Origin of the sequence: Streptomyces sp. WMMC1477, assembly GCF_027460245.1 — a bacterium.
Taxonomy (GTDB): Bacteria; Actinomycetota; Actinomycetes; order Streptomycetales; family Streptomycetaceae; genus Streptomyces.
In genome coordinates this window covers 3428262-3447125 of the sequence record NZ_JAPZBD010000003.1, presented here as the reverse complement: position 1 = coordinate 3447125, position 18864 = coordinate 3428262, and the positions used below count along the sequence as shown (strand labels likewise).

Sequence of the window (18864 nt, the reverse complement as noted above, 5' to 3'; positions counted from 1 at the left end):
CTGTCGTCTCAGGCGTCGGCATCGCCGAGGGCCATCCGCACGAGGTCGTCGACCTCCATGTCCGCGATGGTTTCCGTGGATCCGTCGTCGTTGGGTGGGGTGGTGGGGTTGGTCGTGTCGGCGCGTTCCGTCTCGGCCCGGGCGAGGCTCATGAGCGTCTCGACGAGCCCGGCCTCCCGGAGGCGCTGCGGCGGGATGGCGGCCAGAGCGCGGCTCAGTTCCGCGTCCCCGGTGAGCTCCTCGGCGCGGCCCGTCGTGCCGGGGGCGGAGGCGGCTCCGTCGGCGCCTTCGGCCTCGCCGGGCATGACCTGGCCGAGGATGTGGCGGCTGAGCGCGGTCGGCGTGGGCTGGTCGAAGACCACCGTCGTGGTGAGGCGCAGCCCGGTGGCCGCGCCGAGCCGGTTGCGCAGCTCGACGGCGGTCAGCGAGTCGAAGCCGAGGTCCTTGAACGGCCGGTCGGCCTCGACGCTCCGTCCGCCGGTCCGCCCCAGGACGGCCGCGACGTGTGTACGCACCAACTCCAGTACCCGGTGCTCCTGTTCCGGGGCGCTGAGGCCGCTGAGCCGGGCGGCGAACGAGGCGCCGCCGTCCGCCGTGCGGCGCCCCTCCGCGGCCTGCCCGCGCCCGCTGACGCGTACGAGCGTGCGGAACAGTGGCGGGACGGTCCCGCCCTCGGCCTGGGCGCGGGCCCGCAGCGCGGTGAGGTCGAGGCTGATCGGGACGGCCAGCGGGTCGCCGATGCGGTGGGCGGCGTCGAAGAGCGCGAGGCCGGTGTCGGAGGGAATGGGCAGGACGCCGTCCCGGCCGGTGAGCCCCGTCTGCTCCCGGTTGCCCCCGTCACTCGCCTCGGGGTTGGCGAGGGCGCCGGTCATGGTGCTGGCCTGCTCCCACAACCCCCAGGCCAACGACGTCGCCACCAGGCCCTGCGCCCGGCGGTGGTGGGCCAGGGCGTCCAGGAACACGTTCGCCGCCGCGTAGTTGCCCTGTCCGGGGCCACCGGCGACACCGGCGATGGAGGAGTAGAGGGCGAAGAGGGCCAGGTCGGCGTCGCAGGTGAGCTCATGCAGGTTGACCGCCGCGTCCACCTTCGGCCGCCACACCCGCGCCACCTGCTCCGGCGACAACGAACCCACCAGACCGTCGGCCAGCACACCCGCCGCGTGCACCACACCGGTCAACGGACGCTCGGCCGGAACAGCCTCCAGCACACCCGCCAACGCCTCCCGGTCCGCCACGTCACACGCCACCACCTCGACAGCGGCCCCCAACCCGGACAACTCCGCCACCAACTCGCCAGCCCCCGGAGCCTGATCACCACTGCGACTCGTCAACACCAGATGCCGCACCCCGTGCCCGACCACCAGATGCCGCGCCAACAACGACCCCAACGTGCCCGTCCCACCGGTGACCAACACCGTCCCGTCCGGGTCGAGCGAACCGGGAACGGTCAACACCACCTTGCCCACATGCCTGGCCTGGCTCATGTACCGGAACGCCTCCGGCGCACGCCGCACATCCCACGACCGCACCGGCAAAGGCTCCAACACCCCCTTGGCGAGGAGCGAAAGGATCTCCGTCAGCATCTCGCCGATACGTTCAGGACCAGCCTCGCCGAGGTCGTAGGCGCGGTAGTCGACACCCGGGTGCTCCTGGCCGACCTCTTCCGGCTCCCGCTTGTCGGTCTTGCCCATCTCCAGGAAGCGCCCGCCCTGGCCGAGGAGTTCGAGGGAGGCGTCCACGTACTCACGGGCGAGCGAGTTGAGGACGACATCGACACCCGAGCCGCCCGTCACCTCCTTGAACGCCGCGCGGAAGGCCAGGTCGCGGGACGAGGCGATGCGCTCATCGGGCACGCCGAGACCGCGGAGCGTGTCCCACTTCCCCGGACTCGCCGTCGCGAACACCTTCGCACCGAAGTGCCGGGCCAACTGGACGGCCGCCATGCCGACACCGCCCGCCCCCGCATGGACGAGCACCTTCTCCCCCGCCCGCAGACCGGCCAGATCCTTCAGCCCGTAGTAGGCGGTCAGGAAGGCGACGGGAACCGACGCCGCGCGCTCGAACGACCACCCCTCCGGCATCGGGGCGATGACGCGGTGGTCCGTGACGGCCAGCGGGCCCAGGCCCCCGCCCATCAGCCCCAGTACCCGGTCACCCGGGACGAACCCGGTGACGTCGGCCCCGACTTCCAGGATCACACCGGCGCCCTCGCTGCCCATCACCGTCTGGCCAGGGACCATGCCCAGCCCGATGAGCACGTCACGGAAGTTGACCCCGGCCGCGCGGACGGCGACGCGCACCTCCTCCGGCCCCAGCGGCGCTGTCGCCTGCGGTGCGGGCAGCAGGGTGAGCCCCTCCAGCGTGCCCGTGCCCGCCGTGTCGAGCCGCCAGGCCTCGGTTTCGGCGGGCGGTACCAGGGATCCCGTCGTCCCCGACCGCACCAGTCGCGGTGCGAGGGGCTCCCCGCCGCGCAGGGCGAGCTGGGTCTCCCCGGCGTCCAGCGCTGCCCTCACCGTGGCGAGCAGTGCACGGGTGAGATGGGGCTCGGACTCGGCGGGGTCGAGGTCGACCAGGAGCAGTCGGCCGGGATTCTCCGACTGGGCGGAACGCAGCAGACCCCACATCGCAGCATGCACCAGATCGGTCACGCCCTCGTCCCCGGCCGCCGGCACCGCGCCGCGCGTGAGGACGACGAGTCGCGCCTCCTCCAGTCGCTCGTCCGACAGCCACTCCTGCACGAGGGAAAGCGCCGCCTCGGTCGCCAGCCGCGCCGCATCCGCCAGCCCGCCGCTCGCTTCGACCAGTTCCGGAGGCGAGCAGAAGACCACCTCGGGGACGCTGGCACCCGCGTCGAGCGCACTGCGCAGAGCCGCCAGCTCGGGATGACACTGGGCGTCCACGCCTTGCTCGACGTCGGCCGTCCCGCCGTACTCCCCGCCGGGGCCGCCGTCGCCCAGCAGTGCCCAGCCACGCCCGTCCACCGCCGACTCCGGAACCGGGAACGGCGTCCACGCGAGGGTGAAAAGCGAATCCGCGCCCGGTGCGCTCGCGGCTGCCAGTTGTTCCGGGCTGACGGCTCGCAGGACCAACGAGTCCACTCGGGCGACGGGGCTGCCCTCCGCGTCCGCCACCCGTACCGTCAGCGCGCCGTCCCCGGCGGACGCCAGCCGTACCCGAAGCCGGTTGGCACCGCTCGCGAACAACGACACGCCAGTCCAGGCGAACGGAAGCCGCAGGGCACCGGTCTCGCCGCCGAAGGAGCCGAACCCGATCGCATGCAGTGAGGCGTCAAGCAGAGCCGGGTGCACACCGAAGCGTGCCGCCTCACCGGACTCCCCCTCCGGCAGCGCCACCTCGGCGAACACCTCGTCCCCGCGCCGCCACACCGCCGCAAGCCCCTGGAAGGCGGGCCCGTAGCCATACCCCGCTTCGGCGGCGGCCGCGTAGAAGGCCGAGACGTCCACGGCCTCCGCACCGCTCGGCGGCCAGGCCGTCAGCTCATCCTCAGCCTCGTGCTCCACGTCCTCGGGGCCGACCAGCCCCTCGGCGTGCAGCGTCCAGGCACGATCACGCTCGGCGTTCTCGGGGCGCGAATAGACCGCCAGCTCCCTGCGCCCGTCCGCCTCTGCCGCACCCACGACGACCTGCACCTGCACAGCCCCGGAATCGGGTACGACCAAGGGCGCCTGCAGCGTCAGCTCGCTCAGATGCCCGCAGCCGATCTCGTCCCCGGCCCGGACGGCCAACTCCACGAACCCGGTACCGGGGAAGAGCACGGTTCCGCCGACGGCGTGGTCGGCCAGCCACGGGTGCGTCCGCGTCGACAACCGCCCGGTCAGCATCACGCCCCCATCGGCCGCCAGACTCACCGCAGCCCCCAGCAACGGATGCCCAGCGGCAGCCAGCCCCGCACCGCTCACGTCGGAGGCTCCCGCCGGCTCCTCCAACCAGTAGTGCTCGTGCTGGAAGGGGTAGGTGGGCAGATCGACCCGCCGCACGGAACGGCCCGCGTAGACGGCGGTCCAGTCGATGTCCACGCCCCGGGTCCACAGCTCTGCCGCCGAGGCGATGAACCGGGCCGACTCATCCTCCTCCCGACGCAACGTTCCGACGACGGTGGCCTCGACCTCGGCGGCCTCCGCGATCGCCTGCACACCCATCACCAACACCGGATGGGCACTGACCTCGACAAAGGTACGGTGACCGGACCCCAGCGCCTCGGTCACGGCATCGGTGAACCGCACCGGCTCCCGCAGATTCGCGTACCAATACGCCGCGTCCATCGTGGAGGTGTCCAACACCTCGCCGGTGACGGTCGAGATGAGCGGTACCCGGGACTCCTTCGGTGAGACCTCGGCCAGAGCCTCCAGGAGACGTGCGTGGATGTCCTCCACCTGCACCGAGTGCGAGGCGTAGTCCACCGGCACCCGACGAGCCCGCACCCCGGCCGCCTCCGCCATCGCCGCGATCTCCTCCAACGCCCCCGGCTCCCCCGCAACCACCGTCGCCGACGGACCATTCAGCACCGCAACCGAGACCCGACCCCCGAACGGCTCCACCCACGCCGCCGCCTGCTCCACACCCGTCGCCAACGACACCATGCCCCCACGACCCGCCAACTTCTCCCGGATCGCAGCCGACCGCAACGCCACCACCCGCGCCCCGTCCCCCACACTCAACACACCCGCCACCACCGCAGCCGCGATCTCACCCTGCGAATGACCCACCACCCCAGCAGGCTCAACACCCAAGGACTCCCACACCGCCGCCAACGACACCATCACCGCCCACAACACCGGCTGCACCACATCCACCCGATCCAGCCAACCCTCATCCCCGCCCGTCAGCACCTCACGCAACGACCACTCAACGTGCGGAGCAAGGGCCGTCTCACACTCCGCCAGACGATCCGCGAACACCGGCGACGACGCCAACAGCCCCCGGCCCATCCCCAACCACTGCGAACCCTGACCCGGAAACACCAACACCACACCACCCGAACCACCCGAACCACCCGAACCACCCGCAACAACCCCCGAAACCACGTTCCCCACCACCTCACCCGACGCCAACGCCCCCAACCCCGACGCCAGCTCACCCGACCCCGAACCCCACACCACCGCACGGTGCTCCCACACCGAACGCGACGACACCAGACCCCAACCCACATCAACCACATCCGCATCCGACACCACCGCACCGGCCACACGACCCGCCTGCGCCGCCAACGCCCCCACCGAACGCGCCGACACCACCCACGGCACCACCGACGAACCCGCAAGGCCGCGCCCACCACCCAGCACCGTCTCCGGCTCGGCGGTGACGTCGTCCGACCCCACCTCCTCGACGATCACATGCGCGTTCGTGCCCGAGATGCCGAAGGACGAGATGCCCGCTCGACGCGTTCGGTGGCCGGCCGCCCACTCGCGAGGCGCGTCCAGCAGCCGAAGGTCGCCTGTCGTCCAGTCGACGTGGGGGGTGGGCTCGTCCACGTGCAGGGTGCGGGGAAGCTCCCCCGCCTGCATCGCCATCACCATCTTGATCACACCCGCGACACCCGCCGCGGCCTGCGTGTGCCCGATGTTCGACTTCACCGACCCCAGCCACAGCGGCCGGTCCGCCTCCCGACCCTGCCCATACGTGGCCAGCAGCGCCTGCGCCTCGATCGGGTCACCCAACGTCGTCCCCGTACCGTGCGCCTCCACCACGTCCACATCACCCGGGGCGAGCCCGGCGTTGGCCAGAGCCTGACGGATCACCCGCTGCTGCGAGGGCCCGTTCGGCGCCGTCAGACCGTTCGACGCACCGTCCTGGTTCACCGCCGAACCCCGCACCACCGCCAGCACCCGATGCCCCTGACGACGCGCGTCCGACAACCGCTCCACCACCAGCACACCCACACCCTCCGCCGGACCGAAACCATCGGCGTCGGCGGAGAACGCGCGGCAGCGGCCGTCGGTCGAAAGCCCGCGCTGCCGGCTCATCTCGACGAACCCGGCGGGCGTACAGATCACGGTGACGCCGCCCGCGAGGGCGAGGTCGCACTCCCCCTGGCGCAACGACTGCACCGCCATGTGCAACGCCACCAGCGACGACGAACACGCCGTGTCCACCGTCACCGCCGGACCCTCCAGCCCGAGCTGATAGGCCACCCGGCCCGACGTCACACTCGACATGTTCCCCGTCCCGAGGAAGCCCTCGACACCGTCGGGAACCGTCTTCAGCCGGGCCAGGTACTCGGAGGAGAGCGCACCGACGAAGACGCCGGTCTGGGTCCCTCGCAGCGAACCGGGCGCGATACCGGCACGCTCCACCGCCTCCCAGGAGGTCTCCAGCACGATCCGCTGCTGCGGATCCATGGCGAGTGCCTCGCGGGGCGAGATGCCGAAGAAGTCCGCGTCGAAGCCGGCGACGTCGTCCATCAGACCGGCACCGCGCAGGTAGGTCTTGCCGTGTGCGTCGGGGTCCGCGTCATAGAGGGCTTCCATGTCCCAACCGCGGTCGGCGGGGAACGCGGCGACGGCGTCTCCGCCGTCCCGCACCAGTCGCCACAGGTCCTCGGGGGAATCGACACCGCCGGGGAAGCGGCACGCCATCCCGACGATGGCGATCGGGTCCTCCCCCGGTTCGCCTCCTGCGGCACCGAGCGTCCGCGTGGTGACCACCTCGCCCTGTACTCCGCCCAGTTCGACGTCGAGGAAGCGAGCGACGGCCGTCGGCGTCGGGTGGTCGAAGGTGAGCGCGGCGGGTAGGCGCAGACCCGTCGCGGTGTTGAGGCGGTTGCGGAGCTCGACGGCGGTCAGGGAGTCGAACCCGAGTTCCTTGAAGGGGCGTTCGGCCTCGACTGCGTGTGCGCCCGTATGCCCGAGAACGGCGGCGATGTGGGACCGGACCAGTTCGAGCAGATGGCGGTCCCGTTCCCCCGGGGTCATGCCCGTGAGGCTCCTGGCGAGAGCGCCCGTGTCCGAACCGTCCGCGGCCTCGGCGGTACGACGCACAGGGGCACGGACGACGCCGCGCAGCAGCGGGGGGACGGCGCCACGCACCCGGGCACGCAGTGCGCCGGGGTCGAGTTCAGCCGCGACGAACAGGGCCTCGTCACGCAGTGCGGCAGCGTCGAAGAGCCCGATGCCGACCTCGTCGCTGAGCGGGACGAAGCCGTTCTTGGCCACGCGGTCGATGTCGCCCTCGGCCAGGTGCCCGGTCATGGAGCTGGCCTGCTCCCACAGCCCCCAGGCCAGCGACGTCGCCGCCAGGCCCCGCGCCCGGCGGTGGTGCGCGAGCGCGTCCAGGAACACGTTCGCCGCGGCGTAGTTGGCCTGCCCCGGTCCGCCGAACACCCCGGAGGCGGAGGAGTACAGGACGAACATCCCGAGCTCCGCGTCGCGGGTGAGCTCGTGCAGGTTGACCGCCGCGTCCACCTTCGGCCGCCACACCCGCGCCACCTGCTCGGAGGTCAGTGACGTGACGACACCGTCGGACAGCACGCCGGCCGCGTGGACCACACCGGTCAACGGTCGCTCGGCCGGAACGGCCTCCAGCACACCCGCCAACGCCTCCCGGTCCGCCGCGTCACACGCCACCACCTCGACAGCGGCCCCCAACCCGGACAACTCCGCCACCAACTCGGCAGCCCCCGGCGCCTGATCACCACTGCGACTCGTCAACACCAGATGCCGCACCCCGTGCCCGACCACCAGATGCCGCGCCAACAACGACCCCAACGTGCCCGTCCCACCGGTGACCAACACCGTCCCGTCCGGGTCGAGCGAACCGGGAACGGTCAACACCACCTTGCCCACATGCCTGGCCTGGCTCATGTACCGGAACGCCTCCGGCCCACGCCGCACATCCCAGGAGGTGAGCGGGAGGTGCCCGAGAACGCCGTGTTCGAAGAGCCCGAGGACCTCGGTCAGCATCTCGCCGACACGCTCGGCCCCGGCCTCCTTCAAGTCATAGGCGCGGTAATCGACGCGGTCGTACTCCTGCGCCACCTGTTCGGCGTCTCGGATGTCGGTCTTGCCCATCTCCAGGAACCGGCCGCCGCGCGGGAGGAGTTCGAGGGAGGCATCCACGTACTCACCGGCCAGGGAGTTCAGGACCACGTCCACTCCGGCCCCGTCCGTCACCGCGAGGAACTTCTCCCGGAAGTCCAGATCACGCGAGGACGCGATCTCGTCCTCGCAGAGCCCCAGCTCACGCAGCGCACCCCACTTCCCCGGACTCGCCGTCGCCAACACCCGCGCCCCGAAATGCCGGGCCAACTGCACGGCCGCCATACCGACACCGCCCGCCCCCGCATGCACGAGCACCGTCTCCCCCGCCCGCAGACCGGCCAGATCCTTCAGCCCGTAGTAGGCGGTCAGGAAAGCGACGGGAACCGACGCCGCCCGCTCGAACGACCACCCCTCCGGAACGGGCGCCAGCATGCGCGCATCGGCCACGGCAAGTGGTCCGAAGCCACCGTTGACGATGCCGACGACTCGGTCGCCCGGCGCGAAGCCCTGCACCGAGGAGCCGACTTCACGGACGACTCCGGCGCACTCGCTGCCCATGACCGTCTGGCCCGGCACCATGCCGAGACCGATCAGCACATCCCGGAAGTTGACACCCGTCGCACGCACGGCGATGCGGACCTCGTCGGCGGCGAGCGGCGCCTCCGCCTCCGGCGCGGGCAGCAACCGCAGGCCCTCCAACGTCCCGGAAGCCGCCGTGTCCAACCGCCACGCCGACGCACCGGCAGGCGGCACCAACGCACCACCGGCGTCCACACGCGCCAACCGGGGCACCAACACCTCACCGCCTCGCACCGCCACCTGGGATTCGTCCGCCGACCAGGCCACGGACAGCGCTTCCACCAGGTCGTCAGCGGCGGCGGAGTCGTCGACGGCCGGGTCCAGGTCCACGAGCAGGAAGCGGCCGGGGGCCTCGGTCTGCGCCGTGCGGACCAGGCCCCACGTGGCCGCTGCCGCCAGGTCCGCCACGTCGCCGTCACCGCCGGTCGCGACGGCACCGCGGGTGACGACGGCCAGCCGGGCGTCCACCAGCCCGTCGTCCGCCAGCCATTCCTGCACGACACCGAGCATTCCGGCCGTCGTCTCCTCGGCCGCCCGGGCCAGGTCGTCGCCCGCGACGGCAGGAGGGGTGCACAGAACCGTCTGCGGGGCCGGCACCCCCGCCTCCACCGCCGCCCGAAGCGCGGTCAGTTCCGGGTACGAGTCCACGGGGACACCCGCCCCCTGCACCGACGCGCCCAACCCCAACACGTCCTCGCCCACGACCGCCCACGCGGTGGTCGGTCCATCGGCTCCGCCCGCACCGGGAGCCTGGTCCCAGCGCACGGTGAACAGCGCGTCGGCGTGACCCCGAGCCGGCACCGACTGAGCCATCACCGTCATCTGCTCGGGACGCACGGCACGCAGCCCGAGCGAACCGACCCACGCCACCGGCTGCCCCGTGGCGTCCGCCAACTCGATCGTCACCGCATCCGTACCCGCCGGAGCCAGCCGCACGCGGGCGGCGGTCGCACCCGACGCGGTCAACGACACGTCGTTCCACGCGAAGGGAAGCCGTAGCAGCCCGTCGGCCGCATCACCGGACGGGTCGCCCAGGCCGACGGCCTGCAGTGCGGCGTCCAGCAGGGCCGGATGCAGACCGTACCGGCCCGCCTCTGTCTGCGTCTCCTCAGGCAGAGCGATCTCGGCGAAGGTCTCGTCGCCGCGTCGCCACGCGGCCCGCAGCCCCTGGAAAGCGGGCCCGTAGCCGTAACCGGCCGCCGCAGCCTGCTCGTAGAACCCGGACACATCCACCGCCTCGGCACCCCTCGGCGGCCACACCTCAAGACCACCCCCGACCCCACGGACCGCCCCGGTCACCAGAACACCCTCGGCATGAGCCGTCCACGACCCCGCCAAACCCAGATCATCGGGACGGGAGTGCACGCTCAACGCCCGGCAACCCTCCCCATCCGGCGCACTCACCGCAACCTGAACCTGAACCCCACCCCGCTCCGGCACCACCAACGGCGCCCGCAACATCAACTCCCGCACACACCCACACCCCACCTCATCCCCAGCCCGCACCGCCAACTCCACAAACCCCGCACCCGGGAAAAGCACGACACCACCAACGGCATGATCCGCCAGCCACGCATGCGTCCGCATCGACAACCGCCCAGTCAGCACCACACCCCCATCGGCCGCCAGACTCACCGCAGCCCCCAGCAACGGATGCCCAGCGGCAGCCAACCCCGCGCCACTCACATCCCCGGCACCCGACACCGACTCCAGCCAGAACCGCTCACGCTGAAACGCGTACGTGGGCAGATCAACCCGCTGGGTGCACCGCCCCGCGTAGACGGCGGTCCAGTCGACATCCACACCCCGGACCCACAACTCCGCCGCCGACGCGATGAACCGGGCCGACTCATCCTCATCCCGACGCAACGTCCCCACGACGGTCGCCTCGACCTCGGCCGCCTCCGCGATCGCCTGCACACCCATCACCAACACCGGATGGGCACTGACCTCGACAAAGGTACGGTGACCGGACCCCAGCGCCTCGGTCACGGCATCGGTGAACCGCACCGGCTCCCGCAGATTCGCGTACCAATACGCCGCATCCATCGTGGAGGTGTCCAACACCCCACCCGTCACCGTGGAAATCACCGGCACCCGGGACTCGTGCGGCTCCACGCCGGCCAGAGCCTCCAACAGCCGCGTGCGAATGTCCTCCACCTGCACCGAGTGCGAGGCGTAATCCACCGGAACCCGACGAGCCCGCACCCCGGCCGCCTCCGCCATCGCCGCGATCTCCTCCAACGCCCCCGGCTCCCCCGCAACCACCGTCGCCGACGGACCATTCAGCACCGCAACCGAGACCCGACCCCCGAACGGCTCCACCCACGCCGCCGCCTGCTCCACACCCGTCGCCAACGACACCATGCCCCCACGACCCGCCAACTCCTCCCGGATCGCAGCCGACCGCAACGCCACCACCCGCGCCCCATCCCCCACACTCAACACACCCGCCACCACCGCAGCCGCAATCTCACCCTGCGAATGACCCACCACCCCAGCAGGCTCAACACCCAAGGACTCCCACACCGCCGCCAACGACACCATCACCGCCCACAACACCGGCTGCACCACATCCACCCGATCCAACCAACCCTCATCCCCGCCCGTCAGCACCTCACGCAACGACCACTCAACGTGCGGAGCAAGGGCCGTCTCACACTCCGCCAGACGATCCGCGAACACCGGCGACGACGCCAACAGCCCCCGGCCCATCCCCAACCACTGCGAACCCTGACCCGGAAACACCAACACCACACCACCCGAACCACCCGAACCACCCGCAACAACCCCCGAAACCACGTTCCCCACCACCTCACCCGACGCCAACGCCCCCAACCCCGACGCCAGCTCACCCGACCCCGAACCCCACACCACCGCACGGTGCTCCCACACCGAACGCGACGACACCAGACCCCAACCCACATCAACCGGATCCAAACCCACCGAAACCTCAACCACACGACCCGCCTGCGCCGCCAACGCCCCCACCGAACGCGCCGACACCACCCACGGCACCACCGACGAACCCGCGAGCCCCCCGCTCCCGGCCGCCACCACGTCGCCCGGCTCACCCTCCGGGGGAGCCTCCTCCAGGACCACATGCGCGTTCGTGCCGCTGATGCCGAAGGACGACACGGCCGCTCTGCGCGGGCCGCCGTCTTCGGCGAGGGTCCATTCACGGGGCCCGGTCAGCACCGAGACCTCGCCTTCCGACCATTCCACCTGAGGCGTCGGCTCGTCGACGTGCAGCGTCCGAGGCATGACTCCGGCACGCATGGCCATGACCATCTTGATGACGCCCGCGACACCCGCCGCGGCCTGCGTGTGCCCGATGTTGGACTTGATCGAGCCGAGCCAGAGCGGCCGGTCGGCCTCCCGGCCCTGCCCATACGTGGCCAGCAGCGCCTGCGCCTCGATCGGGTCACCCAGAGGGGTTCCCGTGCCGTGGGCCTCCACCACGTCCACGTCCGAGGGGTTGAGGCGGGCGTTCTCCAGGGCGTCCTTGATGACCCGCTGCTGGGAGGGGCCGTTCGGCGCCGTCAGACCGTTCGACGCACCGTCCTGGTTCACCGCCGAACCCCGCACCACCGCCAACACCCGGTGACCGAGGCGTCGGGCGTCCGACAGCCGCTCCACCGCCAGGACGCCGATGCCCTCGGACCACCCGGTGCCGTCCGCGTCCGCGGAGAAGGCCTTGCTACGGCCGTCTCGGGCGAGTCCACGCTGACGGCTGAACTCCACGAAGACGCCAGGCGAGGGCATGACGGTGACGCCTCCCGCGAGCGCGAGGTCGCACTCACCGTTGCGCAGCGACTGCACCGCCAGGTGCAGGGCGACCAGTGACGACGAGCAGGCCGTGTCGACGGTCACCGCCGGGCCCTCCAGGCCCAGGGTGTAGGCGACGCGCCCGGTCAGGACGCTGGTCGCGTTGCCGGTGAGGGAGAATCCGCTGACGTGCTCGGGGACGTTCAGCATGTCCGTCAGGTAGCCGAAGCTGGAGGCGCCGACGAAGACTCCGGTGCTGTGCCCTCGGAGGGAGGCCGGGGGGATGCCCGCGGTCTCGATGGCCTCCCAGCTGGTCTCCAGGAGCAGGCGCTGCTGGGGGTCCATGGCCAGGGCCTCGCGCGGCGAGATGCCGAAGAACTCGGCGTCGAACTCGGCCGCGTCGTGCAGGAAACCACCCTCGGTGACGTAGCTCTTGCCGTGAGCGTCCGGGTCCGGGTCGTAGAGGTTCTCGTCCCAGCCCCGGTCGACGGGGAACGGCGTGATGCCGTCCCCGCCGGACTCGACGAGCCGCCACAGCTCCTCCGGCGAGCTGACGCCGCCGGGGTAGCGGCAGGCCATGCCGACGACGGCGACGGGCTCCCTGCTCTTCGCCTCGGCCTGCTGCAGGCGCTGCCGCGTTTCCTGCAGGTCGGCCGTGACGAGCTTGAGGTACTCGCGGAGCTTCGCTTCGTTGCCGGACATCTACCTTCGTCTCCAGGCGCGAGGTGGAACGGGACGGGTCGGGAGGGGCGGGTCGGGCCGGTGGTGCACCGGTGGCCGGCGTCAGCCGAGGCCGAGTTCCTTGTTGATGAGGTCGAACATCTCGTCGTCGGTGGCCGAGTCCAGCGACGTGCCGTCTCCCGGGCCGGTGGAGGCGTCCTCGGGGGTGTCGTTCTCCAGCTTCCAGACCAGCGACTGGAGCCGCTTGACGAGACCCGCGCGGTTCTCGGAGTCGATCCTCGTGGCACTCAGGGCGGCTTCGAGTTGGTCCAGTTCGGCGTAGCCGCTGGGCACTTCGTCGGCGTCGGGCCGTATCCGGTCGTTGAGGTGGCGGGCGAGGGCGTCGGGGGTCGGGTAGTCGAAGACCAAGGTGGCGGGCAGCCGGAGCCCGGTCACGCCACCGAGGCGGTTGCGCAGTTCGACGGCGGTCAGGGAGTCGAAGCCGAGATCGGCGAACTCCCGTGTGGTGTCGACGGTGTGGGCGCTGCCTCGGGCGAGGACGTCGGCCACGTGGTCGCGCACGAGTTCGTGGAAGAAGGCCAGCCGTTCGTCCGGGCTGCGACCGGCGAGCTGCCGGGAGAGGGAGTCCGCGCCGCCGTCGGCGTGGGCGGAGGCGGCGCGGCGGACGGTCGCGCTCGGGACGATGGCGCGCAGGATGGCGGGAAGCGTCCCGGCCTGGGCGTTCTGACGCAGGGCGCTCATGGTGATCTCGGCGGCGACGAAGTGCGGGTCGGACGAGGAACCGGCGGCGTCCATGAGGGCCAGCGCTGTTCGCGAGGGCATCGGGGCGAGCCCGGAGCGGGTGATGCGGTCGAGGTCGGCGCGGTGGAGAGCTCCGGTCATTCCGTGCTCCGCCTGCCACAGCCCCCAGGAAATGGACGTGGCCGGGAGACCCTGTGCGCGTCGGTGCTGGGCGAGGGCGTCCAGGAACGCGTTGCCCGCCGCGTAGTTGGCCTGCCCCGGGCCGCCGAGGACGCCGGCCGTCGAGGAGAACAGGACGAAGGCCGAGAGGCCCGCGTGACTGGTGAGTTCGTGGAGGTTCAGCGCGGCGTCCACCTTGGGCCGCAGCACGGCCCCGACCTGCTCGGGCACGAGTGCCGGCAGCACCGCGTCGTCGACGACGCCCGCCGTGTGGACGACGGCGGTCAGCGGGTGCTCGTCCGGCACCTTCCGCAGAACGGCGGCGAGCTCCTCCCGGTCGGCGACGTCGCAGGCGAGTACCTCGGCCTCGGCCCCCAGCCGGGCGAGATCGGCCAGGAGGGCCTCGACGCCGGGCGCCGCCGGTCCACGGCGGCTGGTGAGCAGAAGCCTCCGCACGCCGTGTTCACCGGCGAGGTGACGGGCGACGAGCATGCCCAGCGCACCCGTCCCGCCGGTGATCAGAACGGTGCCCTCGGCGTGCCACGGTGTTCCCTTGTCGTCCTCCGCCGCCTCCGCCGTCGGGGCGTTCGCGGGCGCCGGAACCGCCGGCGCGGCCCCGGCGACGGCGGGCACGATCGCGGGGACGAGGATGTCGTCGCCGCGGACCGCGACCTGGGGCCGGTCCTCGGCCAACGCCACGGAGACGGCCGCGACCAGCGCCTCACCCTCCACGCCTGCGCCACCGGCCGCGTCGACGTCGACGTCGACGAGCAGGAAACGTCCCGGGTTCTCCGTCTGGGCCGTGCGGACCAGACCCCACACCGGGGCGTGCACGAGACCGGTGACGTCCTCGCCCGGCCGTGCGGCCACCGCGTTGCCCGTGACGACGACCAGTCGGCTGTCGGCCAGCCGCTCGTCGGCCAACCACGACTGGAGCGCGGACAGCGTGCGCTGCACCGCCTCATGCGCGGCGACCGCCGGTTCCGCGGCGTCAGCGCCAGCCTCCGAGCAGGTCAGCAGCACGACGGGCGGAGCAGGCACCCCCGCGTCCAGCACCTCGGTGAACGGCGTCAGCTCGTCGTAGGCGGAGACGGTCGTGCCCGCGTACTGCAGCCCAGCGGCCAAACCCAGCGGGTCGGGTCCGACGATGGCCCACGGTTCCCCGGCGAGGGCGTCCTCGGAGAGGTCCCGGGCCGCCTCCTGGTCCGCGGTACTCCAGGCGACCTGGAACAGCCGGTCCCCGTGGGAGGACGCCGACGGCAACTGGTCCGGGTCGAGGGGGCGCAGCGTGAGCGAGTCGGCGGTGAGCACCAACCGTCCGCCGGCGTCCGTGACGGTCAGGCCGACCGTCGTGTTGTCTTCGTCGCGGCGAGGAGTCAGGGCGACGCGCACGGACGCGGCGCCGGTCGCCCGGAGCTCGACCCCGGTCCAGGCGAACGGCAACCGTATGGTGTGCCGCTCGGCGTCGGCCAACAGGCCCAACGGGTGCAGGGCGGCGTCGAGGAGCGCGGGGTGGAGGCCGTACGCCCCGGCCTCGGAGTGCGCCGTCTCCGGCAGGCTGACCTCGGCGAACAGCTCCTCCCCGCGCCGCCAGGCCGCCGTCAGCCCCCGGAACGCCGGACCGTACCCGTACCCGGCCAACTCCGCCCGCTCATAGAACCCGGCAACATCCAACGCCTCCGCACCAGCCGGCGGCCACGCCTCAAGCCCAGGTTCCTTCGCCCGCGGCACGCCCGACGTCAGCAGCCCCTCGGCATGCAGCGTCCAAGCGGTGCCGGCGGCGTCCTCAAGCCGCGAGTACACGGCAACCGACCGCTCGTCGCCGTCCTGTTCAGGGCCGACGACCACCTGAACCTGGACCCCGCCCCGCTCCGGCACCACCAACGGCGCCCGCAACGTCAGCTCCCGCACACACCCGCAACCCACCTCGTCCCCCGCCCGCACGACCAACTCGACAAAGCCCGTCCCCGGGAACAGCACCGTCCCCGCCACCGCGTGATCCGCCAACCACCCCTGCCCACCAAGCGACACCCGACCGGTCAACAGCACGCCACCATCCGACGCCGACTCCACCGCGGCTCCGAGCAACGGATGCCCGGCCGTCTTCATCCCCAGTCCGCTGGCGTCACCCGAACCGGCCTCTACTTGCAGCCAGTAACGCTCGCTCTGGAAGGGGTACGTCGGCAGCTCCACCCGGCGAGGCTCATGCCCCGCGAACACCGCAGGCCAGTCGACGGCAACCCCGCTGGCCCACAACCTCGACACGGCCGAGGTGAACGTCTCCACCTCACTCTTCCCACGCCGCATCGACGCCACGAACACCCCGTCGGCATCCCCCTCGACACATTCCGAAGCCAACGCCGTCAACGACGCATCCGGACCCAACTCCCAGAACTTCCGCACCCCCGCAGACCACAACCACCCAACACCATCACCGAAACGCACCGCCTCACGCACATGCCGCACCCAATACCCCGGCGAACACAACTCCTCCCCCGCCAAACCACCCGACACATTCGACACCACACCCAAACTGGGCGGACTGAACGAAATCCCCTCCACCACACGCCCGAACTCCGCCAACATCGGCTCCATCAACGCCGAATGAAAACCATGCGACACCCTCAAACGACGCGCCTTCACCCCCGACACCGCACACCGCTCAGCCACCACATCCAACCCCGCCACCAAACCCGAAACCACAACCGACGACGGCCCATTGACCGCCGCCACCTCCACACCCACAACCCCAGACAAAACCTCCCCAACCCAACCCAACGAAGCCTGCACCGCAAGCATGCCCCCACCCCCCGGAAGCGCCTGCATCAAACCACCCCGCGCAGCCACCAAACGACACGCATCCTCCAACGAAAACACCCCCGCCGCGAACGCAGCCGCCACCTCACCCACCGAATGACCCACAACAAAATCAGGCCGCACCCCCCACGACTCCACCAACCGCCACAACCCCACCTCCACCGCAAACAAACCCGCCTGCGCAAACACCGTCTCATCCACCAACCCCCCCACACCCGAACCCACACCAGACCCCAACACCTCACCCAACGACCGCGGCAACAACCCCTCAAACCCCCCACACACCTCAGCAAACGCCTCCCGAAACACCGGAAACACCCCAGCCAACTCCGCACCCATCCCCAACCGCTGCGCACCCTGACCCGAGAACAACACCGCAAGACGACCATCCACCACAGAACCCCCAGCCGAAACCACACCACCAAGCCGCTCCCGCAACTCACCCACATCCGCACCCCACACCACCGCACGACGCGACAACGCCGCACGACCCGACGCCAACGACCACCCCACATCCACCGCACCCAACCCAGAACCCACACCAGAACCCACACCAACACGCTCAGCCAACCGCCCCGCCTGAGCCACCAACCCCGCATCCGAAGCCGCCGACAACACCCACGGCACCACACCCACACCCGAACCCGAACCGGAAACACCCGAAACCTCAGCAGCCTCCACCCCCGGAGCCTGCTCCAACACCACGTGGACGTTGGTGCCGCTGATGCCGAACGCGGAGACGGCCGAGCGGCGGGGGCGGCCGGTGTCGGGCCAGGCGACGGGTTCCGTGAGGAGGGCGAGGTGGCCGGCGGTCCAGTCGACGTGCGGGGTCGGCTCGTCGACGTGGAGGGTGCGGGGAAGCTCACCGGCCTGCATGGCCATGACCATCTTGATCACGCCGGCCATGCCCGCGGCGGCCTGGGCGTGGCCGATGTTGGACTTGATCGAGCCCAGCCACAGCGGCCGGTCCGCCTCCCGGCCCTGCCCATACGTGGCCAGCAGCGCCTGCGCCTCGATCGGGTCACCGAGGGGGGTGCCGGTGCCGTGGGCCTCGACGGCGTCGACGTCGGACGCGGTCAGCCTGCAGTTGAGGAGTGCCTGCTTGATGACGCGCTGCTGGGCGGGGCCGCTGGGGGCGGTGAGGCCGTTGGAGGCGCCGTCCTGGTTGAGGGCGGAGCCGCGGAGGAGGCCGAGGACACGGTGGCCGTTGCGGCGGGCGTCGGAGAGCCGCTCCAGGACGAGGACGCCGGCGCCTTCGGCGAGGCCCATGCCGTTGGCGGCGGCGGAGAAGGCCTTGCAGCGGCCGTCGGCGGCGAGACCGCGTTGGCGGCTCCAGCCGGTGAACTCGTCGGAGGTGGACATGACGGCCACGCCCGCCGCCACGGCGAGGCTGCATTCCTCTCTGCGGAGGGCGTGGGCGGCGAGGTGGAGGGCGGTGAGGGAGGAGGAGCAGGCCGTGTCGAGGGTGACGGCGGGTCCTTCGAGGCCGAAGGTGTAGGCGACGCGGCCGGAGACGATGCTGCTGGCACTGCCGGTGACGAGGTGACCTTCGAACCCCTCGGGGACCTGGTGGATGCCGGAGCGGTAGTCGAGGGGGTTGCAGCCGACGAAGACCCCGGTGCCGGTGCCGCGCAGGGCGGTGGGGGCGAGTCCGGTGCGCTCGAAGGCTTCCCAGACGACTTCCAGCAGGATGCGCTGCTGGGGGTCCATGACGAGGGCTTCGCGGGGTGAGATGCCGAAGAGGTCGGCGTCGAACCGGTCCGCGTCGTGGAGGAAGCCGCCTTCGCGCACGTAGGTCTTGCCGTGGCGGTCGGGGTCGGGGTCGTAGAGGTTGTCGAGGTCCCAGTCGCGGTTGTCGGGGAGGCCGGTGATCGCGTCCCCGCCTTCGGTGACGAGCCGCCACAGGTCCTCGGGCGAGCGGACGCCGCCGGGGTAGCGGCAGGCCATGCCGACGATGGCGACGGGCTCGTGGTCCTTCTCCTCCGCTGCCGCCAGGCGGTTCTGGGCCTGCCGGAGGTCTGCGGTGACGCGCTTGAGGTAATCGAGGAGCTTTGCTTCGTTCTGCGCCATCGTCGACGTCTCCAACGCTGCTGGGTCGGGGCCGGGGACACCCCGGCGGCGG

At 71.5% G+C, this 18864-nt stretch carries 2 protein-coding genes; both read right to left on the bottom strand.

Annotated elements, in window-relative coordinates; genetic code table 11:
- Positions 1–8: 8 nt before the first annotated feature.
- On the bottom strand, positions 9–13046 hold the full coding sequence (locus tag O7609_RS15600; protein ID WP_269743731.1) for a type I polyketide synthase: 13038 nt from the start codon (positions 13044–13046) through the stop codon (positions 9–11).
- An 81-nt stretch (positions 13047–13127) separates the two neighbouring features.
- Positions 13128–18827: a type I polyketide synthase gene (locus tag O7609_RS15595; protein ID WP_443072132.1), complete on the bottom strand. Its 5700-nt coding sequence runs from the start codon at positions 18825–18827 to the stop codon at positions 13128–13130.
- Positions 18828–18864 lie beyond the last annotated feature (37 nt).